The organism is Streptomyces sp. NPDC002104 (assembly GCF_053593795.1).
On the sequence record NZ_JBSFDF010000025.1, the window covers coordinates 46550 to 73529 of the forward strand.

At 74.1% G+C, this 26980-nt stretch carries 20 protein-coding genes; 15 read left to right on the plus strand and 5 right to left on the minus strand.

The features are described from left to right. Nucleotides 1-2: 2 nt before the first annotated feature. A complete protein-coding gene (locus ACWCP2_RS21595; RefSeq protein ID WP_450910202.1) occupies nt 3-947 on the minus strand; it encodes an EamA family transporter in 945 nt (314 codons plus the stop codon). Between the two features lie 136 nt (nt 948-1083). Between ACWCP2_RS21595 and ACWCP2_RS21600 the strand changes: the two genes are divergently transcribed. After that, nucleotides 1084-1584, plus strand: a complete 501-nt coding sequence (locus tag ACWCP2_RS21600) for a MarR family winged helix-turn-helix transcriptional regulator (protein WP_450910203.1) — start codon at nt 1084-1086, stop codon at nt 1582-1584. An 89-nt stretch (nt 1585-1673) separates the two neighbouring features. Here the strand turns inward: ACWCP2_RS21600 and ACWCP2_RS21605 are convergent, their stop codons facing one another. Genes ACWCP2_RS21605 through ACWCP2_RS21615 form a run of 3 tightly spaced genes read right to left on the minus strand, consistent with a single transcriptional unit; the run spans nt 1674 to nt 4207 of the window. After that, entirely contained in the window at nt 1674-1913 is a 240-nt protein-coding gene (locus ACWCP2_RS21605) for a hypothetical protein (protein WP_450910204.1), read from the minus strand. 20 nt (nt 1914-1933) lie between these two features. After that, the gene (locus tag ACWCP2_RS21610) at nt 1934-3994 is read right to left on the minus strand and encodes a 4-alpha-glucanotransferase (protein WP_450910205.1); all 2061 of its coding nucleotides are present in this window, start codon (nt 3992-3994) and stop codon (nt 1934-1936) included. 15 nt (nt 3995-4009) lie between these two features. Next, the gene (locus ACWCP2_RS21615; RefSeq protein ID WP_450910243.1) at nt 4010-4207 is read right to left on the minus strand and encodes a hypothetical protein; all 198 of its coding nucleotides are present in this window, start codon (nt 4205-4207) and stop codon (nt 4010-4012) included. Between the two features lie 455 nt (nt 4208-4662). Between ACWCP2_RS21615 and ACWCP2_RS21620 the strand changes: the two genes are divergently transcribed. After that, on the plus strand, nt 4663-7710 hold the full coding sequence (locus tag ACWCP2_RS21620; RefSeq protein ID WP_450910206.1) for a beta-N-acetylglucosaminidase domain-containing protein: 3048 nt from the start codon (nt 4663-4665) through the stop codon (nt 7708-7710). Between the two features lie 134 nt (nt 7711-7844). Here the strand turns inward: ACWCP2_RS21620 and ACWCP2_RS21625 are convergent, their stop codons facing one another. Continuing rightward, nucleotides 7845-8399, minus strand: a complete 555-nt coding sequence (locus ACWCP2_RS21625) for an HNH endonuclease (protein ID WP_450910207.1) — start codon at nt 8397-8399, stop codon at nt 7845-7847. Nucleotides 8400-8602: 203 nt separating this feature from the next. On the opposite strand from ACWCP2_RS21625, the gene ACWCP2_RS21630 reads away from it, so the two are divergent. The 13 genes from ACWCP2_RS21630 to ACWCP2_RS21690 all read left to right on the plus strand — a co-directional run bounded on the left by ACWCP2_RS21630 (nt 8603) and on the right by ACWCP2_RS21690 (nt 26947). Continuing rightward, the gene (locus ACWCP2_RS21630) at nt 8603-9757 is read left to right on the plus strand and encodes a mechanosensitive ion channel family protein (protein WP_450910208.1); all 1155 of its coding nucleotides are present in this window, start codon (nt 8603-8605) and stop codon (nt 9755-9757) included. Between the two features lie 145 nt (nt 9758-9902). Next, the gene (locus tag ACWCP2_RS21635) at nt 9903-11150 is read left to right on the plus strand and encodes an ROK family transcriptional regulator (RefSeq protein ID WP_450910209.1); all 1248 of its coding nucleotides are present in this window, start codon (nt 9903-9905) and stop codon (nt 11148-11150) included. Between the two features lie 198 nt (nt 11151-11348). Further along, nucleotides 11349-12683 (plus strand): ABC transporter substrate-binding protein, encoded by a 1335-nt coding sequence (locus ACWCP2_RS21640; protein WP_450910210.1) that lies wholly within the window; start codon nt 11349-11351, stop codon nt 12681-12683. A 4-nt stretch (nt 12684-12687) separates the two neighbouring features. After that, on the plus strand, nt 12688-13638 hold the full coding sequence (locus ACWCP2_RS21645) for a carbohydrate ABC transporter permease (protein WP_450910211.1): 951 nt from the start codon (nt 12688-12690) through the stop codon (nt 13636-13638). Nucleotides 13639-13643: 5 nt separating this feature from the next. Beyond that, nucleotides 13644-14561 carry a carbohydrate ABC transporter permease gene (locus ACWCP2_RS21650; protein WP_450910212.1) on the plus strand — a complete coding sequence of 306 codons (918 nt, stop codon included), beginning with the start codon at nt 13644-13646 and terminating at the stop codon, nt 14559-14561. Nucleotides 14562-14566: 5 nt separating this feature from the next. Continuing rightward, on the plus strand, nt 14567-15832 hold the full coding sequence (locus ACWCP2_RS21655) for a 6-phospho-beta-glucosidase (protein WP_450910213.1): 1266 nt from the start codon (nt 14567-14569) through the stop codon (nt 15830-15832). Then, the gene (locus ACWCP2_RS21660) at nt 15823-16848 is read left to right on the plus strand and encodes an N-acetylglucosamine kinase (RefSeq protein ID WP_450910214.1); all 1026 of its coding nucleotides are present in this window, start codon (nt 15823-15825) and stop codon (nt 16846-16848) included. Before ACWCP2_RS21655 ends, ACWCP2_RS21660 begins: the two co-directional genes overlap by 10 nt. A gap of 287 nt (nt 16849-17135) precedes the next feature. Continuing rightward, on the plus strand, nt 17136-18461 hold the full coding sequence (locus ACWCP2_RS21665) for a hypothetical protein (RefSeq protein WP_450910244.1): 1326 nt from the start codon (nt 17136-17138) through the stop codon (nt 18459-18461). A 146-nt stretch (nt 18462-18607) separates the two neighbouring features. Next, nucleotides 18608-19543, plus strand: coding sequence for a glutamate ABC transporter substrate-binding protein (locus ACWCP2_RS21670; protein WP_450910245.1), 936 nt, complete (start codon nt 18608-18610; stop codon nt 19541-19543). A 101-nt stretch (nt 19544-19644) separates the two neighbouring features. Next, nucleotides 19645-20970: a hypothetical protein gene (locus tag ACWCP2_RS21675; RefSeq protein ID WP_450910246.1), complete on the plus strand. Its 1326-nt coding sequence runs from the start codon at nt 19645-19647 to the stop codon at nt 20968-20970. 5 nt (nt 20971-20975) lie between these two features. After that, on the plus strand, nt 20976-23735 hold the full coding sequence (locus ACWCP2_RS21680; protein ID WP_450910247.1) for a tetratricopeptide repeat protein: 2760 nt from the start codon (nt 20976-20978) through the stop codon (nt 23733-23735). Between the two features lie 3 nt (nt 23736-23738). Then, nucleotides 23739-25595 carry a protein phosphatase 2C domain-containing protein gene (locus ACWCP2_RS21685; protein WP_450910215.1) on the plus strand — a complete coding sequence of 619 codons (1857 nt, stop codon included), beginning with the start codon at nt 23739-23741 and terminating at the stop codon, nt 25593-25595. A 26-nt stretch (nt 25596-25621) separates the two neighbouring features. After that, nucleotides 25622-26947, plus strand: coding sequence for a vWA domain-containing protein (locus ACWCP2_RS21690; protein ID WP_450910216.1), 1326 nt, complete (start codon nt 25622-25624; stop codon nt 26945-26947). Nucleotides 26948-26980: the final 33 nt, after the last annotated feature.

The window sequence follows — 26980 nt, forward strand, 5'->3', positions numbered from 1 at the left end:
GTCTACCGTCGCACCGGGGCACCCGTCAGGTCCATCGAAACATTTCGATGGGTTTCTTCAGCGGAAGTGAAAGGTCCGGTCTTCGGCCGTCGCGCGGGGCCGGCCGCGAGCTGGCCCGCGACGGTGGCGCCGAAGGCGATCACCATGCCCAGCACCTGCACCGGCGACAGGGCCTGGCCCAGGGCGGCCCACCCGATGACGGCGGCCGTGAGCGGCGAGAGCGGGCCGAGGAGGGTGACGGAGGTGGCGGTGAGCTGCCCGATGCCGCGGAACCAGAGCCAGTACGCGATGCCGGTGTTGATCAGCATCATGTAGCCGTAGCCGAGGAAGGCCTTGCCGTCGAGGGCCGGCGGCGCTCCCTCCACCAGTGCGGCGACCGGGATGATGATCAGTCCGCCCGCGGTGAGCTGCCAGCCGGTCATGGCCAGCGGGCCGACGCCCTCCGGGCGCCCCCACCGCTTGGTCATGACGATGCCCGCACCCATCGACACGGAGGAGACGACGCCGGCCACCAGCCCGACCGGGTCGAGCTGCGCCTGCGCGGTCAGCACCACCATGCCGACGCCGAAGGCCGCCACGACGGCGCAGACCACGGTCCGCAGCCGGGCCCGCTCGCCCAGGAGGAGCGCGGCGAGCCCCACGACGAACAGCGGCCCCAGGGAGCCCAGTACGGCCGCGACCCCGCCGGGCAGGCGGTAGGCGGAGAGGAACAGGAGCGGGAAGAAGGCGCCGATGTTGAGCCCGCCGAGGACGGCGGCCTTCCACCACCACTGGCCCGTGGGCAGCTTCCGGGCGAGGGCCGTGAGCAGCAGCCCGGCGGGCAGGGCGCGCATCACGCCGGTGAACAGCGGCCGGTCGGGCGGCAGCAGCTCGGAGGCCACGAAGTAGGTGGAGCCCCAGGAGACGGGGGCCAGGGCGGTCAGGGCGATGGTGGCGATGCGCTTCATGACGGACGCTCCTGTGGCAGGGACGAGCGGCTCGGCGGCTCGGCGAGTAGCTCACTTGAAAGTAGCTTAGTGTTAAGCTACTTTTTCGCAAGCAACTTTCTTGCCACCGAACGAGCGGAAGCCGGATACTGCGCCCATGACCGACAAAGCCCCCGTCGACGCGGTCGACGCGATCGCGGACCAGTGGTTCGCGGTACGACCCGAGCTGGACACCACGCCCATGGCCGTCTTCGGACGGATCTACCGGATCTCCAAAGCCATGGGCGACGCGATGGAAAAGGCCTACGGGCGCTACGGAATCTCGCGCGGGGAGTTCGACGTCGTCGCCACGCTGCGCCGCAGCGGAGCCCCGTACACCCTCTCCCCCCGCCAGCTCTCGGCCACGCTGATGCTCACCACGGGCGGGATGACGGGACGGCTGGACAAGCTGGAGAAGGCCGGGCTGCTGCGCCGGAGCCCCGATCCGGACGACCGGCGGGGGCTGCGGGTGACCATCACCGACCGGGGCCTCGCGCTCATCGACGAGGCCGTCACGGCGGGGCTGGAGGTGCAGCGCGAGGCGCTCACCGGGCTGGACGAGGCGGAGACCGCGACGCTCACCGCCCTGCTGCGCAAGGTGATGGCGGGGGTTCCGTAGCCGGGCCCGGGTACGACGAGGCGCCGGGTGTCCTCAAGGACATCCGGCGCCTTCGTTCAGTCTGTGGTTCGGTCTCGCTCGGTTCTCGTTCAGTTCTCGCTCTGCGTCTTGCGCGACTTGTCGCCGACCATCACCAGACCGGCGATGATCAGGAACAGCACGATCGGCGTGGCCACGTAGAGGCCGAGCGTCTGGGCGACGCTCAGGCCCGGACCCGGGTCGTCGCCGTCGTCACGGGTGACCGCGAGGGCGGGAGACGTCATCAGCAGCATCATCAGCGTCGTTCCGGCCGTGACGGCGCCGGCGCGCAGAGCGTTCTTCTTGTCCACGGTGCAAACGTAGCGAACACCTAAACACCGCGCGCGCCCGGGGGTGCCGTACGGGTTCCCGCCGCCCCCCGCACGGCCCCCAGCAGGGCGTTCGCCCGCGGCGAGGCGGCCAGTGCCTCCAGGCTCAGCGGCCGGCCCTCCGCGTCGGCCACCGGGAGCCGCCAGTTGGGGTACTGGTCCCAGGTGCCGGGCAGGTTCTGCGGCCGCCGGTCGCCCACCGCGTCGGGCAGCCACACCCCGACCAGCCGGGCCGGGGTGCGCAGCAGGAACGCGTACAGGGCCCGTACGGCGGCCTCCTCGCCCTTGGTGTCGAGCCCGAGGTCCTCCAGTACGTCCAGCCAGCGCGCGGTGTCGGCCGCGTCCTCGGCCCGCTCGCGCTCCGCCGGCCGGGTCAGCAGACCGAGCCGGTCGCGGAGTTCCACGTGGGAGCCGGCCAGTTTGGCGGCCGTGGGCGGCAGGTCGTGGGTGGTCACGGTGGCCAGGCAGTCGGCCCGCCAGCGCTCCGGCTCCAGCGGCTCCCCGTCGCCTCCCCAGTCCCGCTCGAACCACAGCACCGAGGTGCCCAGCACCCCGCGCCGGGCCAGCGCCTGGCGGACCCCCGGCTGCACGGTGCCGAGGTCCTCGCCGATGACCAGGGCTCCGGCCCGGTGCGCCTCCAGGACCAGCAGGGCGAGCATCGCCTCCCCGTCGTACGCGACGTACGCGCCTTCGGCGGGCGGGGACCCTTCCGGGATCCACCAGAGCCGGAAGAGTCCCATGACGTGGTCGATCCGCAGGGCGCCCGCGTACCGGAACACCCCCCGCAGCAGGGCCCGCAGCGGCGCGTACCCGGTGGCGGCCAGCCGGTCGGGCCGCCACGGGGGCAGCCCCCAGTCCTGGCCGCGCGCGTTGAAGGCGTCCGGCGGGGCGCCGACGGAGACGGCCCGGGCGTAGTGGGGAGCCCCAAAGGGAGCTTCGGCGGGGGCGCCGGTGGCGTCCGAGCCCTCCGGGTGCACCCCGACGGCCAGGTCGTGCACGATGCCGACGGCCATCCCGGCCTCCTTGGCGGCGCGCTGGGCGGCGGCGAGCTGGGCGTCCGTCAGCCAGACCAGCCAGCGGTGGAAGTCGGCCCGGGTCTTCGGGTCCTCCCCCGCGTGAGCGGCGCACCAGGCGGCGTGCCGGTCCAGCTCCGCACCCTGGGCGGCGCGGAACTCCGCGTACTCCGCCTCCCGTTCGGGCCCGCGCGGCACGGCGTAGAGCAGTTCCAGGGCGGCACGCTTGAGGGCCCAGACGGCGTCCCGGTCGATCAGCGCCCCCTTCTCCAGCACCTCGCGCCGCAACTGGGCTCCCCTATCGGCCAGTTCCCCGAGGGCGGCCCGGTCCGGGCAGTCGGCGTATTCCGGGACGTCCTCGATCCGCAGGTGCACCGGGTCGGGGAAGCGGCGCGAGGACGGCCGGTACGGGGAGGGGTCGGTCGGGGTGCCGGGCACGGCCGCGTGCAGCGGGTTGACCTGGACGAAGCCGGCTCCGTGGACGCGGCCCGCCCAGCGCGCCAGCTCCGCCAGGTCGCCCAGGTCGCCCATGCCCCAGGAGCGTTCGGAGAGAACCGAGTAGAGCTGGACGAGCAGCCCGTGGGTACGCTCGGGCGCCGCCGGGGCCCGGTCGGGGGCCACGATCAGGGTGGCGGTCGCGGTGCGGCCGTCGGGGGCCTGCGCGTGGATCAGGTGCACGCCGAGCGGCGGCTCGCCCGCTTCGGCCGCGCTCCAGGGCACCGCACCGGCCGCTGCCTCCGCCTCCGCGCGTGCCTCCGCCTCGGTCTCCGCCTCCAGTTGGGTGCGGGTGCCCGGGGGCAGTGCGGCCAGCTCCACGGGCGGCCGGGAGCCGGCCCACCACACCAGCACGTGCGGCAGCAGCCGGTACGCCGCTTCGTGCTCGGCCGCGGCCAGGTCGGCGCGTACGGACTCCGGGGTGTCCGTGTTCACCCCCAACTGCCGCAGTACGGCGGCGACGGTGGTTTCCGGGACCCGGAGGGTGACGTCCTCGGCGGGCTGGTAGGTGGTGGCGACTCCGTACAGGGCCGCGAGCCGGGCGAGGTCGTCCATCAGGTTCCTTGTCGTCTAGTCACCCGCGGCGGCCGCCGCGGCATGGGTGGTCGGCTCGCTGGTCAGCGGGGCCTCGCAGGCGAGCGGGGGCTCACTGGTCAGCGGCGCGTGCGCGGCGTCGGCGAGCGAGGGCTCGCTGGTGAGGGTCCGCTCGTCCGGTTCGGACTGCGCCGGCAGGTGGGCGAGCGGCGGGCGCCGTTTCGGGGCGGATATGGCGGAGCTGGCGCTTTCGGCGTTCGCGGACTTCGACTGTGCGGCCTTGGTGTTCACCGGCAGGTACTCCTTCGTGCGTGAGGATCGGTCAGGACCCGTGAATGGCTCCCACTGTGTCGGTCCGCGCGCCGTCCGCGCACCACCGACAGCGGAAATTCTCCCGTGCGGGCCGTGAATTCGCACAGACGTGCCTGTGTTCGCGCCGCGCACGAGAGGTGTTGCGGAGCTCCGCGCCGATCACCGCGCGTCCGGAGCCATCGGCCCCGGCGTGCGGGAACGTCGGGAACACCCTCCGCCGTGCGGCACGGAGAACATCCCAGCTCTACCCAGTCGGCCGCACCGCATTCCTGGCCGATCCAGGTCAGATCACCCGGCGACGTTGACACCCCGGCGTACGAATGGTGGGCTCTGGCTCATTCGTACGAGCGGGGGACGACTCGGGACGGGGTGGCTCCGTGCAGACCAGGGGCAGCAAGCGGGCCACGGCCACGGCCGCGGCGGTCGCCGTCATAGGCGCGCTGCTGAGCGGCTCGGCGGTGGTGGGTTCCCCCACCGCCTTCACCGCGCCGACCGCACCGGACTCCCCCACCGCCGCGGACCCGGGGGCGGCGCCCGCCTCGTCCGCGTCCTCCGCGGCTCCGGCGGCCCTGCGCGAACCGGCGCCCGTTCCCGCCTCGGCCCCCGTGCTCGACCCCGGCGCCGATCCGGCGCGCACCGCCGACGGGGGGCCCGCGGTGTGGCCCCGGCCCCAGTCCATGGCCGCCGACCCGGCGCGCGCGGTGCCGCTGGGCGCCGAGGCCGTCCTGGTGCTGTCCGCGGGCGTGGACCCGGACGCCGCCCAGGTGGTGCGCGACGCCCTGCGCGGGGCGGGCGTACGGACCCTGCACGAGCGGGCCGACGGGGAACCGCTGCCCGCCGCCGGCCCCGTCGTACGGCTCCAGGGACCCGATGCCGAGCGGGCGCTGCGGGCCCTGGGCGCGGCCGCGGCCGGCGACCTGCCGGCGGGCGGCTACCGGCTGGCGGTGGGCCGCGACGGCGGGCGGGACACGGTCGCGCTGGCCGGCACCGGGGAGGACGGGCTGTTCCACGCGGCGCAGACGCTGCGCCAGTTGCTGGCCCAGGGCGGCGGGAAGGTGCCCGGGGTCCTCGTACGGGACTGGCCGACGGCGCCGGTGCGCGGGATCACGGAGGGGTTCTACGGAACTCCGTGGACGGCCGCCCAGCGGCTCGCGCAGGTGGAGTTCATGGGCCGCACCAAGCTGAACCGGCTGCTGCTGGCACCCGGTGACGACCCGTACCGGACCACGGAGTGGCGCCGCGACTACCCGGCGGCGCGGGCCGCGGAGTTGCGGGAGCTGGCCGGCCGGGCGCGGGCCAACAAGGTGGTCCTCGCCTGGGCGGTGGCGCCCGGGCAGTCGATGTGCCTGGCCTCCTCGGCGGACCGGGCGGCGCTCGCCCGCAAGCTGGACGCCATGTGGGACCTCGGGTTCCGGGCGTTCCAGGTGCAGTTCCAGGACGTCAGCTACACCGAGTGGGGCTGCCGGGCCGACCGGGAACGGTACGGCAGGGGCCCGGCGGCGGCCGCGAAGGCGCACGCGGAGGTGGCGGGCGAGCTGGCCGCGCACCTGGCCCGGCGCTATCCGGGAGCGCCCGCGCTGTCGCTGCTGCCGACGGAGTACTACCAGGAGGGCGCGACGCCCTACCGGACCGCGCTGGCCGCCGCCCTGGACGGCCGGGTGGAGGTGGCCTGGACCGGCGTCGGCGTGGTGCCCCGCACGATCACCGGGCCGGAGATGACCGGGGCGCGCTCCGCGCTCGGGCAGCGCCCCCTGGTCACCATGGACAACTACCCGGTCAACGACTGGGACCCGGGCCGGATCTTCCTCGGCCCGTACGCGGGACGGGACCCGGTGGTCGCGCGCGGTTCCGCGGCCGTGCTGGCCAACGCGATGCCCCAGGGCACCCTGTCGCGCATCCCGCTGTTCACGGCGGCGGACTTCACCTGGAACCCGCGCGGCTACCGGGCCGCCGACTCCTGGGCGGCGGCCGTGGCCTCGCTCGCCGGACCCGACCCCAGGGCCCGCGAAGCCCTGGCGGCGCTGGCCGGGAACAACGCCTCCTCCGGCCTCGCCCAGCCCGAGTCGGCCTATCTGGTCCCCCTGATGGACGAGTTCTGGCGGGCCCGGAGCTCCGGTGACCCGGCGGCGGGCGCACGGCTGCGCGCCGCCTTCCGCGTGCTGCGCGAGGCCCCGGACCGGCTGCCCGCGCTCGCGGAGGAGGCAGGGCCCTGGCTGTCGCGGCTCGCGCGCTACGGGGCGGCCGGGGAACTGGCCCTCGACGTCCTCCAGGCGCAGGCCCGCGGGGACGGAGCGGCGGCCTGGCAGGCCTCGCAGGCCCTCAGCACCGCCCGCGCGGCGCTGTCCGGGGCCGAGAGCGCCCGGGTCGACAAGGCGGTGCTGGACCCCTTCCTGGCCCGGGCCGCGGCCGAGGCCGACGCCTGGACCGGCGCGGCCCTGACGCCGGGCACGGTGACCCGGCAGGACGACGCGTGGACGGTCGCTCTGTCCGCCGCGCGGCCGGTGTCGGTGGTGACCGTGATGACGGACCCGCTGCCGCCGGGCAGCCGGGGCGCCGTGATCGAGGCCCACGTACCGGGAGAGGGCTGGCGCAAGGTCGCGGAGGCCGCCGCCTCGGGCTGGACCCAGGCGGACGTGGGCGGCCTGCGGGCCGACGCGGTCCGGCTCGTCTGGTCCGGCCCGGCACCGGCGGTGCACAGCGTGGTCCCGTGGACGGCGGACGGCCCCGAGGCCCGCTTCGAGCTGCCGCAGACCGTGGACGCGGAGATCGGCGGGGCCCCGCAGCGGATCGTGGCGCAGTTGTCCGCGCTGCGTCCCGGCGAGGTCCGCGGGGCCCTGTCGGCTGCGCCGCCGCCGGGCATCTCGGTGCGCCTGCCGCAGACCGCGGCGGCCGCGCGCGGGACGACGGCCACGGTCCCGGTGGAGCTCACGGTGGCCGCGGGCACCGCGCCGGGCACCTACGAGGTCCCGGTCACCTTCGGCTCCGAGAAGCACACCCTGAAGGTCCGGGCCTTCCCGCGCACGGCCGGCCCGAACCTGCTGCGCTCCGCCGTGGCCTCGTCCTCGGCCGACGAGACGCCGGCGTTCCCCGCGTCCGGGGCGCTGGACGATTCCGCGGCCACCCGCTGGTCCTCGCCCGCGCAGGACGGAGCCTGGTGGCAGGCGGAGCTGCCGGCCGCGGCGCGGATCGGTCTGCTCCGTCTCCACTGGCAGGAGGCGTACCCGTCCCGGTTCCGGGTGGAGACCTCGGCGGACGGTGTCGCGTGGCACCCGTCGGCGACGGTCGCCTCGCGCGGCGGGGTGGACTCCGTCCACCTGGACCCGGCGGCCGCCCCGGCCCGCTTCGTCCGGGTCACCTGCGAAGCCCGCGCCACGCGCTACGGCTGCAGCCTGCTCTCCGCGGAGGCCTACGCACTGGCCCCGTAGGGGGCCGGGCAACCCTGCGGGGCGGAGCTCCCCCACCCGCCGTACCCGGGGGCCGGCCCGGGGCGGAGCCCCAGAGGGGTCCGGGGGCACAGGTCGCAGCGGTGCGCTCGCAGCCGGGCCCCCGGCTCAGCGGGCTACGACGCGACCGCCGCGGCGGTCAGGGGGACCCCGATGCGGTCCAGCGCGTCGTCCGCCCCGTACGGCTGGAGGTACGGCATCCAGCACGGATCCCGGTGCCCCGTCCCGATGATCCGCCAGGCCAGCCCCGACGGCGGAGCCGGCTGGTGCCGCAGGCGCCAGCCGAGGTCCACGAGGTGGCGGTCGGCCTTGACGTGGTTGCAGCGGCGGCACGCGGCGACGACGTTGTCCCAGGCGTGCTGCCCGCCCCGGCTGCGCGGGATGACGTGGTCGACACTGGTGGCGACGGCCCCGCAGTACATGCAGCGGCCGCCGTCCCGGGCGAACAGCGCGCGGCGGGTGAGTGGAACGGGCCCCCGGTAGGGGACCCGCACGAAGCGCTTGAGCCGAACCACGCTGGGCGCGGGGACGGCCCTTGTCGCACTGTGCAGAAAGGCGCCGGATTCTTCCAGGGAGACGGCTTTGTTCTCCAGGACGAGGACGAGCGCGCGACGGAGCGGTACGACGCCGAGGGGCTCGTACGACGCGTTGAGGACCAGGACGTGCGGCACGGACTGCCTCCTTGTACGCCGGCGGCGCGTGGCTCGCGCCGGGACGATCTGCTTTCCAGTCTCCCCTTACGGCTGGTCGAAGCGCCACCACGCGCCCGTAACGGGTCCGAGGTGTTTTCGACCACAACCGCTTCATCCCCGCGTGAGTCTGGTCTCTCCCTCGAACACGGCAACAAGTCAGGCCGAGTGCCCCGTTAGGGTGGATGGTCTGCCCGCCCACCCCTACCGCGGGCAGGACGCTACATCTGGAGGTTCCCGCCGTGCCCAGGCCTGCCGCCCTGCTCCCCCTCGCAGCCGACAACCCGGACGCGTCCGAAACGATCAGAGAAACCCACGAGAGCGTCACGAACGCCGCCAGTTTCATAGAGGAGAACTGGGCCGGATGGCTTTACCTGGGCCTGCGGATCCTGCTGATCCTGGTCATCGCCTTCGCCCTGCGCTCGGTGGTCCGCAAGTCGCTGACCAAGCTGATCACCCGGATGAACCGCGGCGCCGACGCCGTGGAGGGCACGGCCCTGAGCGGGCTGCTGGTCAACGCCGAGCGGCGCAGGCAGCGGTCCGAGGCCATCGGTTCGGTGCTGCGCTCGGTGGCCTCCTTCCTGATCCTCGGCACGGCGGCCCTGATGGTGCTCGGCGCGCTCGACATCAATCTGGGCCCGCTGCTGGCGAGTGCCGGTGTGGCCGGTGTGGCGATCGGTTTCGGCGCCCGGAACCTGGTCACGGACTTCCTCTCCGGCGTGTTCATGATCCTGGAGGACCAGTACGGCGTCGGCGACAAGATCGACGCCGGGGTGGCCTCGGGCGAGGTCGTCGAGGTGGGTCTGCGCGTGACCAAGCTGCGCGGCGACAGCGGCGAGATCTGGTACGTCCGCAACGGTGAGATCAAGCGGATCGGCAACCTCAGCCAGGGCTGGGCCACGGCGAGCGTCGCGGTCCAGGTCAAGCCCAACGAGAGCCTCGGCCGCATCCGCGAGGTGATCAAGGACATAGCCGACACCATGGCCAAGGAGTCCCCGTGGGACGAGCGGCTGTGGGGTCCGGTGGACGTGCTCGGCCTGGACGAGGTGCTGCTGGCCTCGATGTCGGTGTCCGTGTCGGCGAAGACGATGCCGGGCCAGCAGTTCGCCGTGGAGCGCGAGCTGCGCTGGCGGATCAAGGACGCCTTCGACGCGGCGGGCATCGGGATCGTCGGGGGCCTGCCGGCGCCCGAGGAGGACGCGGCCCCGGCCGACCCCTCGGCCTCCGTCGCCCCGCCGTCGGCGCTGGCGAACCCGACTTCCCCGCAGTCCCTGGCCACCGCGGAGATCCCGCATCCGGCCGCGGGCGGCGCGGGGTCCGGCCCGCGCGTCACGAAGTAGCCGCCCGGCCCGTACTGCGTACACACACCACTGCCCCCGTAGGTCCGACCTGCGGGGGCAGTGGTGTACGCAGTGCCATTGACACGGGCCAACACCAATAGGAAACTTACCTAACAGTTCACCCCGGTGAGAGAGAAGTCACCCCATGCCCGCCACCCCCGGTACGCCCAGCCTGTTGCGCGCCCTCAACGACCGGGCCGCGCTCGAGCTCCTGCTGACGCACGGTCCCCTGTCCCGGACCCGGATCGGGCATCTCACCGGCCTCTCGAAGCCCACCGCCTCCCAGTTGCTGGCCCGCCTGGAGGCCGCCGGGCTCGTCGTCCTCACCGGCACCGCCACCGGCCGCCCCGGCCCCAACGCGCAGCTCTATGCCGTCAACGCCCAGGCCGCGCACGTCGCCGGACTCGACGTCACCCCCGGCCGGATCCTCGCCTCCGTGGCCGACCTGGCCGGTGAGGTGGTCGGCAGCCACGAGCTCCCGTACGCGGAGGGCACCGGCCCGGTCGAGCAGGTCACCCGCGCCCTCGGCGAGGCCGTCAAGGACGCCGGGCTGCACCTCGCCGACATCCACCGGGTGGTCATCGCGACCCCCGGCTCCTTCGACCCCCGCACCGGGGTGCTGCGCTACGCGGACCACCTGGCGGGCTGGCAGTCCCCCACGCTCCTCGACGAGCTCGCCGCGGCCCTGCCGATGCCGGTCGAGTACGAGAACGACGTGAACCTCGCCGCCGTCGCCGAGCAGCGGCTCGGCGCCGCCCGCGGCCACGAGGACTTCGTCCTGCTGTGGAACGAGGAGGGCCTCGGGGCCGCCCTCGTGCTCGGCGGCCGGCTGCACCGCGGCTGGACCGGAGGCGCCGGGGAGGTCGGCTTCCTGCCGGTCGCCGGGCACCCGCTGGTCCGCCAGGTCACCCGGGTCAACTCCGGTGGCTACCAGGAACTGGCCGGCGTACAGGTACTGCCCGTGATGGCGGACCGGCTCGGCGTCGAGGCGCCGCCGGCCGCCGCGGCCGGGGCCGGTTCGGTGCACGGCGCCGTGTACGGGGCCGAGGCCGGGGCCATGGTCGAAGCGGCGGCCGCGCTGCTGGCCCAGGCCGCCGCCGCACCCGAAGGGGCCCACCTGGACCTCCTGCGGGAGTACGCCACCGCGCTGGCCACCGGTCTGGCCTCGCTGGTCGCCGTCCTGGACCCGGAGATCGTGATCCTCTCCGGTGCCCTGACCATCGCCGGCGGGGAACCGCTGCGCGAGCTCCTCGAAGCCGAGCTCGCCGACCTCGCCCCGTCCCGGCCCCGGCTGGTGACCGGCCAGGTCCGGGAACGGCCCGTACTGCGCGGGGCGCTGGAGAGCGCCCTCGCCTCGACCCGCGACGAGGTCTTCGACACCTCCCGCCGCTGAACCGCACCACCACCACCAGCACCGCCCGCACCACCCGCACGCCTCCCCGCACCACCCGCACGAGCCCGGGGCGCACGCAGCCCCGTACGGCACCCCCGCACCACCCGCCCCGCACCTCCCCCGCGTGCGCCCCCCGTCGCACCACCGGCTCCTCCCCACCCCTCCAGGAAGTCCCCCCGCGCAGAGAGTGACTCCGCCATGCCCGGAATCCGCCGCCTGACCGTCGCCGCGACCTCCCTCGCCGCGATATCCGTACTCGCCACCGCGTGTACGGGCTCCGCCTCCAACACGGCCGCCGACGACCCGAAGAAGGACGTCACCCTCAACTTCTGGCACGGCTGGTCCGCCCCCAGCGAGATCAAGGCCATCGAGGACAACATCGCCCGGTTCCAGAAGGCCCACCCGAACATCAAGGTGAACGTCACGGGCAACATGACGGACGACAAGATCAACCAGGCGCTGCGCGCCGGCGGGGAGAAGGCCCCCGACGTGGTCTCCTCCTTCACCACCGACAGCGTCGGCAAGTTCTGCAACACCGGCGCCTTCGCGGACCTGAACCCCTTCCTGAAGAAGTCCGGGGTCGACAAGGAGAAGGTCTTCCCCAAGACCCTCCTGGAGTACACCCAGTTCAACGGCAACCAGTGCACGCTGCCGCTGCTGAGCGACGCGTACGGCCTCGTCTACAACAAGACCGCCTTCGCGGCCGCCGGGATCACCGAACCCCCGAAGACGTGGAGCCAGTTCGTCGCCGACGCGCAGAAGCTGACGCTCCCGAAGGGGGATTCGTACCAGCAGCTCGGCATCATGCCCACCTACCACGGCTACGAGACCGCCCCCCAGCGGCTGGCCGCGATGTGGAGCCCGGCGTACTTCGGCGCCGACGGCACGTCGAACCTGGCCAAGGACCCCGGCTTCGCCCAGATGCTGACCGCGCAGAAGGACCTGGTCGCGAAGCTCGGCGGGTACGAGAAGCTGGAGAGGTTCCGCACCACCTTCGGTGACGAGTGGAGCGCCGAACACCCCTTCCACCTGGGCCTGGTGGCCATGCAGATCGACGGCGAGTGGCGCGCCAACATGGCCAAGGAAGCCGGGGTGAAGTTCGAGATCGGCACCGCGCCGATGCCCGTCCCCGACGACCGGATCGCCGACTACGGCAAGGGCTACCTCGCCGGCACGATCATGGGCATCTCCTCCGGCAGCAAGAAGCAGAACGCCGCCTGGGAGCTGACGAAGTACATGACGACCGACACCGAGGCAGTCGTGGAGTTCGCCAACGCCATCCACAACGTGCCCTCCACGCTGGACGCGCTGAACTCGCCGAAGCTCCAGGTGACCCCGGAGTTCAAGACCTTCATCGACATCGCCAAGCACCCGAAGTCGACCACCACCCCGGCGCAGGCGGACGGCGGCACCTACCAGCTGACCTTCACCGACTTCGCGTACAAGGTCGAGAAGGGCGAGGTCACGGACATCGCGGCCGGTCTCGCCAAGACCGACCAGCAGGTCGACACGGACATCGCGAAGGCCAAGTAGTCCGATGGCCGGCACCCTCTCCCCCGCGCTGCGCACCAAGCGCCGCAGGGCCGCACTGCGCACGGCGGCCTTCATGTCGCCCTGGCTGATCGGGTTCGGCGTCTTCTTCGCCTACCCGCTCGTCTCCACCGTCTACTTCTCCTTCACCAAGTACGACGGCTTCCGCCCGCCCGTCTTCAACGGGCTGGACAACTGGACCTACGTCTTCACCGACCTGCCGATGTTCTGGCCGGCCATGCGCAACACCCTGTGGCTGGTCGTGGTCATGGTCGCCTGCCGGGTCGCCTTCGGGCTCGGCACCGGCCTGCTCATCACCAAGATCAAGCTGGGTACGGGGGTCTTCCGCACCCTGTTCTACCTGCCGTACCTGGCCCCTCCGGTGGCGGCGACCCTCGCCTTCGTCTTCCTGCTCAACCCGGGCACCGGACCGGTGAACACCCTGCTGGACGCGGTCGGACTGCCCACGCCCGGCTGGTTCACCGACCCCGCCTGGTCCAAGCCGGCACTGACCGCGCTCGCGGTGTGGGGGGTCGGCGACCTGATGGTCATCTTCATGGCCGCGCTGCTCGACGTACCGCGCGAGCAGTACGAGGCCGCCGAGCTGGACGGGGCCGGGGCGCTCGCGCGCTTCCGCCACATCACCCTGCCGAACATCTCGCCGATCATCCTGTTCGCGGTGGTCACCGGCGTCATCCAGGCGATGCAGTTCTACACGCAGCCCCTGGTGGCGGGGAAGGTGGCGTCCGGCGTGATCGGCGGCTCGGGACAACCGACCGAGCCCGGCTACCCCGACAAGTCCACGCTGACCCTGCCCCAGGTCATCTACAACGTCGGCTTCCAGCGCTTCGACTACGGCACCGCCTGCGTGGTCGCCCTGGTGCTGTTCGCCCTCTCCATGGCCTTCACCGCGCTGCTGATGCGGCGGCGCGGCGGGCTGATCGAGGCAGGTGACTGAGGATCATGACCCAGACCATCACCCGCGGCGCGCGGCCGGCTCCGCGTCCCGCCGGATCCGGCACCCCGGACTCCGCGCGGGCCGTGCGCACCGCACGCCGCCGGGCCGCCCTGCACTGGGTGGCCGTGCACTCCCTCGGCGTCGCCGCGGCGCTCTTCTTCCTCCTCCCCTTCGTGTTCCTCTTCCTCACCTCCGTGATGAGCGACCAGCAGGCGCTGACCCGCGACCTGTGGCCGCACAGCTGGGAGTGGGGCAACTACGCGAAGGTGTGGGACACCCCCGGCTTCCTGACCTGGTGGCGCAACACCCTGCTGTACGCGGGCCTCGGCACCCTGCTGACCGTGGTCTCCTCGGTGCCCGTCGCCTACGCGCTCGCCAAGTTCCGCTTCCGCGGCCGGCGGCTGTCGCTGCTGCTCGTGATCGCCATGATGATGCTGCCGCCCCAGGTGGTCGTCATCCCGATGTACCTGTTCTGGGCCAAGCAGCTGGACCTCTCCGGCACCCTGTGGCCGCTGATCATCCCGATGGCCTTCGGCGACGCCTTCTCCATCTTCCTGCTGCGCCAGTTCCTGCTGACCATCCCCGACGAGTACCTGGACGCGGCGAAGGTCGACGGCTGCGGCGAACTGCGCACCCTGCTGCGCGTGGTGCTGCCGATGGCGAAGCCCGGTATCGCGGCCGTGGCCCTGTTCCAGTTCTTCTGCGCCTGGAACGACTACTTCGGCCCGCAGATCTACGCCTCCGACAACCCGGCCGCCTGGACCCTCAGTTACGGACTGGAGTCCTTCAAGGGCGCGCACCACACCAACTGGAACCTGACCATGGCGGCCACCGTGCTGGTCATGGCCCCGGTGATCGTCCTCTTCTTCTTCGCCCAGAAGGCGTTCGTCGAAGGCGTCACCCTGACCGGAGTGAAAGGCTAGGAATCATGAAACTCGCAGTGGTGGGCGGCGGTTCCACCTATACCCCCGAGCTGATCGACGGGTTCGCCCGGCTGCGCGACACCCTGCCCGTCAGCGAGCTGGTGCTGATCGACCCGGCCGCCGAGCGGCTGGAGCTGATCGGCGGCCTGGCCCGGCGGATCTTCGCCAAGCAGGGGCACCCCGGCCTCGTCACGACCACCTCCGACCTCGACGCGGGCGTCGCCGACGCGGACGCGGTCCTGCTGCAGCTGCGCATCGGCGGGCAGGCGGCCCGGCTGCAGGACGAGACCTGGCCGCTGGAGTGCGGCTGCGTCGGCCAGGAGACCACCGGCGCCGGCGGTCTCGCCAAGGCGCTGCGCACGGTCCCGGTGGTCCTCGACATCGCCGAGCGGGTCCGGCGCTCCAACCCGGACGCGTGGATCATCGACTTCACCAACCCGGTCGGGATCGTCACCCGCGCCCTGCTGCAGGCCGGGCACAAGGCCGTCGGGCTGTGCAACGTGGCCATCGGCTTCCAGCGCAAGTTCGCCGCGCTGCTGGACCTGACACCGGCCGACATCCACCTCGACCACGTGGGCCTCAACCACCTCACCTGGGAGCTGGGGGTGCGCAAGGGCGGCCCGGAGGGCGAGAACCTGCTGCCGCAGCTCCTCGCCCGGCACGGCGAGGCCATCGCCGCGGACCTGCACCTGCCGCGCGCCGTACTGGACCGGCTCGGGGTCGTCCCCTCGTACTACCTGCGCTACTTCTACGCGCACGACGAGGTGGTCCGGGAGCTCGGCACCAAGCCCTCGCGGGCCGCCGAGGTCGCCGCGATGGAGAAGGAACTGCTCGGCCTGTACGGGGATCCCGCGCTGGACGAGAAGCCGGAGCTGCTCGCCAAGCGGGGCGGCGCCTTCTACTCGGAGGCCGCCGTGGACCTGGCCGCGGCCCTGCTGGGCGACGGCGGGAGCGCCGTGCAGGTGGTCAACACGCTGAACAACGGCACCCTGCCGTTCCTCCCGGACGATGCGGTGATCGAGGTGCAGGCCCGCGTGGACCGCACCGGCCCCTCGCCGCTGGCCGTACCCCGGCTGGACCCGCTGTACTCGGGGCTCGTCGCCCACGTCACGGCGTACGAGGACCTCGCGCTGGACGCGGCGCTGCGGGGCGGCCGCGAGCGGGTCTTCAAGGCCCTGCTGGCCCACCCCCTGGTGGGCCAGTTCGACCTCGCCGAGGGGCTGACGGACCGGCTCCTCGCGCACAACAAGGAGCACCTGGCATGGGCGTGAGCCGGCCCGTTCCCCCGCCGGCGGCCGCGGCGGTCCTCGCCGTCGACGCGGGCAACAGCAAGACGGACGTGGCGCTGATCGCCGCGGACGGCCGGGTCCTCGGCACCGGACGCGCGGGCGGCTTCCAGCCCCCGCGCGTCGGGATCGAGGAGGCGGTGGACGTCCTCGGGCAGGCCGTCGCCGAGGCGGCCGCGGCCGCCGGACTGCCGGGGCCCGCGGCCGGAGTCCCGTACGCCGACCGGGTCTCGGCCTGTCTGGCCAACGCGGACCTCCCGGTGGAGGAGGCCATGCTCGCGCAGGCCATCGGCGAGCGCGGCTGGGGCACGGCCACCGAGGTCCGCAACGACACCTTCGCGATCCTGCGGGCCGGGCTCGGCGAGGACGCCGGGGGCCCGCGCGGGGTCGCGGTGGTGTGCGGGGCGGGCATCAACTGCGTGGGCATGCTCCCCGACGGGCGCACCGCCCGCTTCCCGGCGCTCGGGCAGATCTCCGGCGACTGGGGCGGCGGCGGCGGACTGGCCGCCGAGGCCATGTGGTGGGCGGCGCGCGCCGAGGACGGGCGCGGCGGTCCCACCGAGCTCGCGGCGGCCCTGCCGCGGCACTTCGCGCGGGAGTCCGTGTACGCGCTGATCGAGGCGCTGCACCTGGGCATCATCGAGCCCGTACGGATGCACGAGCTGGTGCCGGTGCTGTTCGCGGTGGCCGCGGCCGGAGATCCGGTCGCCGCGGCCCTCGTCGAGCGGCAGGCCGAGGAGGTCGTGGCGCTGGCCTCGGTGGCGCTGGAGCGGCTCGGCCTGCTGGACGGGGAGGCGCCGGTCCTGCTCGGCGGCAGCGTTTTGGCCGCCCGGCACCCGCAGCTCAACGGCCGGGTGGAGGCCCTGCTGGCCGAACGGGCGCCGCACGCCCGGGTGTCGGTGGTGACGGCCCCGCCGGTGCTGGGCGCCGGCCTGCTGGGTCTGGACGCGCTGGGCGCCGGACCCGAGGCCTACGGAAAGCTGCGTGCCCATTTCGGATGAACCGCGCCCGGACCGGAACCATCACGGCCCGCAGGGCGTACTGACGGTGAAGGGGTGGAGCGGACGGGGGGACCGGCCGGGACGGCACCGGGGTGGATCGGGGACGGATCGGGGCGGATCGTGCCCGATCCCGGACCGGGTGCTGTGGAGGACCGCCACTAAGGCCATACTGCTGCGAAGCACGAAGGACCGAGGGGGAGGTCAGGGTGGCCATCACATCACGCGCGCCCGCGCCCGGCGGCGTCGTCCCGGCGTCCTCCGGGCCGCCGGCGCCGCCGCCCGACGGGCTGCCCCGGCGGGGCAGCGCCTGGGCCGAGGGCGTGGAGCGGCTGCGCGCGTCCGCGACCACCGAGCCCGGCCGGCTGCGGATCATCGGGGCCGCCCTGGCCGCGCTGGTCCTGCTGTTCGGCGCGGTGGCCGTCTGGGAGATCTCCGGACGGGTCGCCGCCGCCGATGACGTCGTGGGCCGCAGCCAGCCCCTGAGCGCGGACGCGGCGAGCATCTACCGCTCCCTCGCGGACGCCGACACCGCCTCCTCCAGCGGTTTCCTCGCGGGCGGCCAAGAGCCCCGCGAGGTCCGCAGCCGGTACGAGAAGGACATGGCCAACGCGTCCCGGCTGCTGGTGAACGCGGCCGCGAGCACCACGGCCGGTGAGGACTCCCGCAAGCAGATCACCCTGCTGAGCGAGCAGCTCCCGCGCTACGCCGGCCTGATCGAGCAGGCCAGGGCCACCAACAAGCAGGGCCTGCCGCTCGGCGGCGCCTACCTCCGGTACGCGAACGAGCAGATGAGCACCCAGCTGCTGCCCGCGGCGCAGCGGCTCTACGAGGCGGAGACCGGCCGGCTCTACACGGACTACGACGAGGCCCGCGCGCTGCCCCTGGGCTCGCTCGGGGCGGGTCTGCTGGCCCTCGCCACCCTGGTCTGGGCCCAGCGGCGCAACTACCGCCGGACGCACCGCGTCTTCAATCACGGGCTCGTCGCCGCGACCACCGCCTCGCTGGTGCTGCTGCTGTGGCTGGCCGCGGGGCACACCGTCGCCCGGTCGGGACTGAGCGAGGCCCGCACGGACGGTCAGGAGTCGCTCAAGGTGCTCAACGACGCGCGGATCGCCTCCCTCCAGGCACGGGCCAACGAGAACCTGACGCTGGTCTCGCGCGGCGCCGTCCTGGCCGAGGACAAGAAGTCCGACAAGTACGACGTGGACTACGCGAACGACATGAAGGACCTGGACGCGGGCCTGGCGACGGCGGCGAAGCTGGCCGACGACGCGGCCGGCCGCGGCCCCGTGGCCCGCGCCGCGGAGGGCGTGCGGCAGTGGAAGGGCCTTCACGCGGTGGCCCGGGAGACCGACTTGATGGGCGACTACCAGGGCGCCGTCGGGCAGGTCATCGGCGACAAGGACCATCCGAAGCCCACGGGGACCGCCTTCGACACGGTGGACGCCTCGCTGGAGGAGGCCGTGGTCCACGAGCAGCGTGAGTTCACCCGGGCGGCCCGGGACGGGCTCGGAGCGCTCGACGGTTTGGTGACAGGTACGGCGGCCCTGGCGGTCGTCGGCGCGGTGGCCGCCCTGCTCGGCATCGGGCGCAGGCTTTCGGAGTACAGGTGAGAGCGATGCCGGGACGGGTGAAGCGCGCGGTCATGGGCTCCGGGAGCGCCGCCGAGGGCTCCGCGGAAGGCTCCGCGGAAGGCAAGGACGTACGCGGTCCGCGGCGGCTGACGGGCAGGCTGCGCGGCTGGGGCGGGGTCGGTGCGATGGCCGCGGCCTGCGCGCTGACGGCCGCGGCCGTGCTGCTGCCCCTGGCCCAGGCGGCCCCGGGCAGCCCGGGGCCCTCCTCGCCGGTGCGCGAGCCGGCCAGGATGGCCGTCGCTCCGCAGGCACCCGCGGACACCTGTGAGGACCCGGAGGCGAGCCTGCGCCCCAACGGGCTGGACGGCGCGGCCATCGAGCGGATCCGTGCCGCGGGCCACCTCGTCGCGGGCGTGGACCAGAACAGCTTCAAATGGGGCTACCGCAACCCGGCCGGGGAGCTCGACGGTTTCGACATCGCCCTGGTCCGGGCCATAGCGAAGGACATACTCGGCGCGGACGGCAAGGTCATCTACCGGGCCATCCCCACCAGCCAGCGCATCCCCGCGCTCAAGGACGGCACCGTCGACATCGTCGTGCGCACGATGACCGTCAACTGCAAGCGGCTGGAGGAAGTCGCCTTCTCGACGGCGTACTTCGAGGCCGGGCAGCAGGTGCTGGCCCCCAAGGACTCGGCGATCACCGGCTACGACGCCTCGCTGAAGGGCCGCCGGGTCTGCACGGCGGCCGGCTCCACGGCGGAGGCGGCCCTGGCCACCCAGTCCTACGGCGCCGTCCCGGTCAGCGTGCCCAACCAGCTCGACTGCCTGGTCCGGCTGCAGCTGGGCGAGGTGGACGGCATCATCACCGACAACGCGCTGGCCGCCGGCCAGGCCGCGCAGGATCCGTCGGTGCGGCTGGTCGGCTCCCCGTTCACCAAGGAGTTCTACGGGGTGGCCATGAACAAGGACGCGAGCGACCTGGTGCGCCGCGTCAACAAGGTGCTGGAGGACTACCGCGCGGGCGGCGACGCCAGCCCCTGGATGGCGGCGTACAAGCACCATCTGGAACCCGTGCTGCCCGGCGTCGCCGGCCCGCCCGCTCCCAAGTACCGGGACTGAGGCCGGTGGCGGATTCTGAGCCCGATGTCACGAGACCGGAGGCGGAATCGGTGGAGGCACATCCTTTCGGGACGCAGCCCTGGGGAGCGCAGCCGGCGGTGATGGACCGGGACGGTGTGGACCGTGCGCTGGCCCGGCTGGGCGCGGAGCACGAGGCCGTCGAGACCTCGCTGCTCGCGCTCCAGGACCATTCGGGCCGGCGGCTCCTGGAGGGCGCCGGGCTGACCGGGGTCACCAAGGAGCGGTGGGCGCGGGCCGATGCGGCCATCACCCGGCTCTGGCGGTACTTCGACGCCTACAGCGGGGCGCTGGGCGCCGCCCGGGAGATCCGCGAACGGCGCCGCTGGCCGAGCCGCGAGGACCTGGTCGAGCTGACGGACCGGCTGCGCGGGCCCGGGGTGCTGATCTCCGGAGCCGCGGTGGAGGGGGCCCCGCTCGCGGAGCGGTTCTCCCTCGCCGAGCTGGTGTCCCGCATGAACGAGCTGTACGCCAGTTCCCTGGACGTGGTGGTCGCCGCGGACTCCGTGTGGTCGGCGCTGCCCGCCCGGATCGACCTGCTCTCCGCCGAACTGCACCGCACCCGGGCCCTGGCCCACTCGGTGGGGGTCCGGCCGGGGGAACACCCCTCGGGGGACGATCTGGAGGCCATCACGGCCGAGCTGGCGGACCTGCGGGCCCGGGTGATCGAGGACCCGCTGGCGTTCTGGTTCTCCGTGGCGGGGAGCTCCGCGCCGGGGGGCGGCCGTCCGGACACCGGGCGCTACGACCGGGCCGCGCTCGCGCTGGAGGACGTACGCCGGGAGGTCGAGGCCGTACTGGACGTCCGGCAGGACGCCGAGCAGCGGCTGATCGGGCTGCGGGACGTGCTCTCGCGGGCCGACCGGACCCTGGCGGAGGCCCGGGTGGCCCGCGGCGAGGTGCTGGCGAAGATCGCGGCGTCCGAGGTGCCCGCGGTGAGCGGCCCGCCGACGGCGCTGCAGGAGCAGCTCTCGGCGGCGGCGGAGTACCGGCGCCGGGCCCAGTGGCACCGGCTGTCACCGCTGCTGGAGTCGCTGGAGGAGCGGGCCGCGGAGGAACTGCTGCGGGCCCGTGAATCGTTGACCGCGGTGACGGCTCCGCTGGCCGTGCGGGCGGAACTGCGCGGACGGCTCGACGCGTACAAGGCGAAGGTGGCGCGGCTCGGTCTGGCGGAGGATCCGCTGCTGATGGAGCGGTACGACACCGCCCGGCGGATGCTGTGGAGCGCGCCCTGCGACCTGCGGGCCGCCGAGCAGGCGGTGCTCCGCTACCAGCGGGCGACGGCGGAGGCGCTGTCGGCGCCGCAGCAGGACGCGCAGGACACGCAGGACCGGCAGGACCGGCAGGATCAGCGGGGGCACCGACCGGTGCACGAGTGGCCCGACGGGCCGAGGGAGGGGGACGCGTGAGTCTGATCGGAACGGCGTGCATGCGCCCCGGCTGCCCGGGGACGTACGAGGACATGGGCGGCGGCGAGGTCTACTGCGGCACCTGCGGGCTGGCTCCGGCGGGCGCCGTCGCGGCGGGCGCCGAGGAGCTGGTGTCGGTACCGACGGCGATGACGAGCGCGGCCCGCCACGGTGACTCCCAGGGGTCGCAGGGTTCCCAGGGCTCGCACGGGTCCGGGCGGTCCTCCTCCTCGTCCTCCTCGCGGGCCTCGCGCTCGTCCCGCTCCTCGCGGTCGTCTTCGTCCAGGCGTTCCGTGTCGGGCCGGCTCTCGCGCGCGCTCTCGGGAGCCGCGTCCACCCGGTCGGTGTCGGTGCGCAGTTCGGGTTCGGCCGCCTCGGGGTCGGGCCGCAGCCGGCTGGGCGCCGGGCTGGTCAACGTACCGGAGGTGCCGCGTCCGGATCCCTCGGCGGCGGTGCTGGAGAACCCTGAGGTCCCGGAGCGCAAGCGGTTCTGCTCGCGCTCCGACTGCGGGGCGCCCGTGGGCCGTGCCCGCGGTGAGCGGCCGGGGCGGACGGAAGGTTTCTGTACCAAGTGCGGTCACCCGTACTCCTTCGTGCCCAAGCTGCGCGCGGGCGACCTCGTCCACGGCCAGTACGAGGTCGCGGGCTGCCTCGCGCACGGCGGGCTGGGCTGGGTCTACCTCGCGGTGGACCGGGCGGTGTCGGACCGGTGGGTGGTGCTCAAGGGCCTGCTGGACACCGGGGACCAGGACGCGATGGCGGCCGCGATCTCGGAGCGGCGCTTCCTCGCGGAGATCGAGCACTCCAACATCGTGCGGATCTACAACTTCGTGGAGCACCTGGATCAGCGGACCGGTTCGCTGGACGGGTACATCGTCATGGAGTACGTGGGCGGCAAATCGCTCAAGGAGATCGCCAACGAGCGGCGCAGGCCCGACGGCCGCCGTGATCCGCTGCCGGTGGAGCAGGCGTGCGCCTACGGCATCGAAGCGCTGGAGGCGCTCGGCCACCTGCACTCCAGGAACCTCCTCTACTGCGACTTCAAGGTCGACAACGCCATCCAGCAGGCCGACCAGCTGAAGCTGATCGACATGGGCGCGGTCCGGCGGATGGACGACGAGGAGTCGGCCATCTACGGCACGGTCGGCTACCAGGCGCCGGAGGTGGCGGAGCTCGGACCCTCGGTCGCCTCCGACCTGTACACGGTGGCGCGCACGCTGGCCGTGCTGACCTTCGACTTCCAGGGCTACACGAACGTGTTCGTGGACTCGCTGCCGGACCCCCAGCACATCGAGGTGTTCGGACGCTACGAGTCCTTCTACCGGCTGCTGGTACGGGCCACCGACCCGGATCCGGGACGGCGGTTCGCGTCGGCGCAGGAGATGGCTGACCAGCTGACGGGGGTGCTGCGCGAGGTCGTCGCGCTCCAGACGGGCCGCCCGAGGCCGCAGGTCTCCACCCTCTTCGGGCCCGAGCTGCGCGTTCCGGACGACCGGCTGTTCACCGACGACCGGTCGGGCGCGCACGTGTCCCGGCTGGGCGAGAGGCCCGTGAAGCGGTGGCGGGCGGGCCGGGGCGGCCCGGCTCCGGCCGCCGTTCCCGGGCAGGCCCCGGCTCCGGTGCCGGTGCCGGTATCGGCGCCCACCGCCCCCGCCGCCGTGCCCGCGGGGGCTCCCGCGGCCCCGGCGGCTCCGCCGATCACGGGGTACGGCACCACCGGGCTCGTCACCACCGCGACGCACCGGGCCGCCGGCCCCGGCGTGCCGGCTCCGCGCCAGGCACCGGCGGCCGCTCCGCTGCCCCCCGTCGGGATCAGCGCCTCGCGGCGGTCGGAGCTGTCCACCCTCGACACCCGCGAGGCCGCGCTGGCGCTGCCCGTGCCGCTGGTCGACGCCGGGGACCCCAACGCCGGCTTCCTGGCGGGCCTGATGGCCTCCGCGCCGGCCGACCTGCTGGCCGCGCTGGGCTCGGCGCCGGCCGAATCCGCGGAGCTGCGGCTGCGGGAGCTGCGGGCCCGGCTCGAACTGGGCGGCGCCGACGCGCCGCTCGTCGCCGACGCGCTGACCCGGCTGGAGGCGCGGCACCCCGACGACTGGCGCGTGGTGTGGGCCCGGGGCGTCTCCTCCCTGGCCGCCGGGGAGGACGAGACGGCGGCCCTGTCCTTCGACGCCGTCTACGACGCCTTCCCGGGCGAGCCGGCGCCGAAGCTGGCGCTGGGGCTGTGCGCGGAGGTGCTGGGGCAGTTGGACAACGCCGCCGAGTACTACCGCCTGGTGTGGGCCACGGACCCGGGCTTCGTCGGGGCGGCGTTCGGGCTGGCCCGGGTGCAGCTGGCCACCGGGGACCGGGACGGAGCCGTGCGCACGCTGGAATCCGTACCGGAGGTGTCGATCCACCACACCGCCGCCCGGGTGGCCGCCGTACGGGCACGCCTGCGCGACCGGTCGCCCCAGGAAGCCCTGCTGCCCGATCTGACGGCGGCCGCGGCGCAGGTGGAGGGCCTGGGCCGGTTCGGCCTGGACTCGGTGCGCCACGAGCGGCTCAGGGCGGAAGTTCTGGGCTCGGCCCTGGACTGGGTACTGTCGGGCAGCCGGGGTTCCGACCCCGGCCGTACCTCGCTGCTCGGCTGCCAACTGGACCAGCGGGGGCTGCGCTTCGGCCTGGAGCGCTCGTTCCGCGTGCTGGCACGGCTGGCGCAGCGGGGCGAGGAGAGGATCGAACTGGTGGAGCGGGCAAACCGTTTCCGTCCCCGGACGTGGGTGTGATTGATGTCGATGCATCGGCTGTCGGGCTGCCCCAGCTGCGCGGAACCGCTGGAGGAGGGTGACCGTTTCTGCGGCCTCTGCGGCTACGCCCTCACGACCCCGGCGAACCCGGAGCCCCGGGCCGCGGAGCAATCCCCGGCCCACGCGGACCCGTTCACCCCGCCGGGCGGGGTTCCGGCCGCGCGCGGGCTCCCGTCGTCCGGTGAGGACTTCGCGCCGCAGCACTCGGGCGGCCACCCCGAACCGGCGGCCCCCGGGTACGCCGGCGAGGCCGCGCCCGGCTGGGGCAGCGTCTCCACCGCGGCCCCCACCCTGGTGTCGGGTCCCGCCGGCTGGTCCGACCCCGGCCACGGCACGCCTCCGGCCCCCGAGGGCCCGTACGCCACGCCCGCTCAGGGCCGGCACCCGGCGGACACCGCCCCCTACGGCGCCGGCCCGCAGGGGACGGCTCCCTCGGGCGGAGCCCCGTACACGGGCCAGGACGGCTACGACGCGTACGGCGCCCCGGGCCCCGGAGAGCACCCCACCTCCTACGACCTCCCCGCCCCGCAGGTCCGCCACGACGCCCCGTACGGCGCCCCCGCGTCCCCGGGCCACGCCCCCGGCGGCGAAGCCCCGTACGGCAGCCCCGCCCCGCAGGGGCAGCACGGCGGCGAGCCCCCGTACAGCGGCCCGGCCGGCGGCCCCCACCCCGATCGGCACGGCGCCGGCCAGGGCCCCCAGGGCCCGGGGCCCGAAGCCCCGTACGGCGACCCCGCACCGCAGGGGCAGCACCCCGGCGGCGAAGCCCCGTACGGCGGGCCCGCCCAGCCGGGCCACGAACCCGGCGGCGAAGCCGCCCCCGCGGGCCAGGGCACCGCCCCGCAAGGGGACTCCGGGGCCGGGGGGAAGACCTGTGTGGCCTGCCGTGCCGGGCGGGTGGACACCGACGGGTACTGCGAGCACTGCGGGCACGCGCAGCCCCGGGAGCGGGACCACCTCGAGGAGGAGCTCGGGAGCGTCGCCGCGGTCAGTGACCGCGGGCTGCGCCACCACCGCAACGAGGACTCGTTCGCCGTCGCGGCCACCGCGCTGCCCGACGGCTCCGCCGCCACCGTGGCCATCGTCTGCGACGGCGTCTCCTCCGCGAGCCGCCCCGACGAGGCCTCCGCGGCGGCCGCCGGAGCCGCCAACGAGGCGCTGCTCGACGCCCTGCCCCGCGGCGCCCACCCCCAGGAGGCCATGCACGAGGCGATCCTGGCCGCCGCCGCCGCGGTGAACGCCCTCGCCCCGGAGGTGCCCGGCGCCCAGAACGCCCCCGCCTGCACCCTGGTCGGCGCCGTGGTCAGCCGCGGCCTGCTGACCATCGGCTGGGTCGGCGACAGCCGTGCGTACTGGGTCCCCGACGACCGCGCCGCCCTGCCCCGCCGCCTCACCGAGGACGACTCCTGGGCCGCCCAGATGGTCGCGGCGGGCCTGATGGGCGAGGCCGAGGCCTACGCCGACGTCCGCGCGCACGCCATCACCGGCTGGCTCGGGGCCGACGCGTACGACCTGGAGCCGCACACCGCCACCTTCAAGCCCGACCACGACGGCGTGGTCGTGGTCTGCACCGACGGGCTCTGGAACTACGCCGAGTCCGCGGGCGACATGGCCCGGGTCCTGCCGCAGGACGCCGCCGTGCGCCCCCTGCACAGTGCGCAGGTCCTGGTGGGCCACGCCCTCGACGGCGGCGGGCACGACAACGTCACCGTGGCGGTCGTCCCCTTCGCGGCGACCCCGCCGGCGGAGCAGACCCCGCCCCTGCCGCAGCCCCCGCCGACCCCGCCCACGAGCGCCGCGGGCCCCGCGGGGCCCGGCGCCCCGCAGGCCCAGGCCTGATCCCCGTCCCCGAGGAGGAGCGACCGATGGCGAACTTCGCCAAGCCGAGCGCCCCGCGCTTCAGCGTGGAGGTGTACCAGAACGAGTTCCTCGCCGAGGGCGCCCGCGACGTCCACGCCATCGTCACGGTCACCTCCACCGGCGGGGCCACGGCCACCCGGACGGCCGTCGCCCCGGGCGGCGCCGCCGTGGTGATCATGGTCGACTGTTCCGGCTCCATGGAGTACCCGCCCGACAAGATGCGCGGCGCCCGCGAGGCGACGGCGGCCGCCGTCGACACCCTCCGCGACGGCACCGCCTTCGCCGTGATCGCCGGCACCCACGTGGCCAGGGAGGTGTTCCCCCGCCGGGGCCGCCTCGCCGTCGCCGACGCGGCCACCCGCGCCCAGGCGAAGGAGGCCCTGCGCGGCCTCTCCTCCGGGGGCGGCACCGCCATCGGCACCTGGCTGCGCCTCGCCGACGGCCTGCTGCACGGGTCCACCGCGGCGATCCGGCACGGGATCCTGCTCACCGACGGCCGCAACGAGCACGAGGACCCGGCCGTGCTGCGCGCCACCCTCGACGCCTGCGCGGGCCGTTTCACCTGTGACGCCCGCGGGGTGGGAACGGACTGGGAGGTCAAGGAGGTCACCGGCATCGCGAGCGCGCTGCTCGGTACGGCCGACATCGTGGCCGACCCGGCCCGGCTGAGCGAGGACTTCACGCACATGATGGAGACGGTCATGGGCAAGGAAGTGGCGGACGTCTCACTGCGCCTGTGGACCCCGGTGGGCGCGGAGATCCAGTACGTCAAGCAGGTCGCTCCCGCCGTGCAGGACCTGACCGCCCGCCGTACGGACGCGTCCCCGCGCGCCGGGGACTACCCGACGGGTTCCTGGGGCGACGAGTCCCGCGAGTACCACGTGTGCGTCCGGGTCCCGGGCGCGTCCGTCGGCCAGGAAATGCTCGCCGCCCGCGCCGCCCTCGTCATGCCGGGAGCCCCCGGTGAGGAGCCGTCCGTACTGGCCCAGGGCCTGGTCCGCGCGGTCTGGACGGACGATCTCGCCGCGTCCACCGCCATCAACCCGCAGGTGGCCCACTACACCGGGCAGGCCGAGCTCGCGCAGGCCATCCAGCAGGGTCTGGAGGCCCGCAAACTGGGAGACGTCGGCGGGGCCACGGCCAAGCTCGGCCGGGCCGTGCAGCTGGCGAGTTCCTCGGGCAACGCGGACACCGCCAAGCTGCTGGCCAAGGTGGTGGATGTCGTCGATGCGGCGGCGGGTACTGTGCGACTGAAGGCAAAGGTCGCCGACGCGGACGAGATGACACTAGAAACGCGTTCCACTCAAACCGTTCGAGTGCGAAAATCTTGACGTACGGCTTGACGCTCCGATCGTGACCTGGTC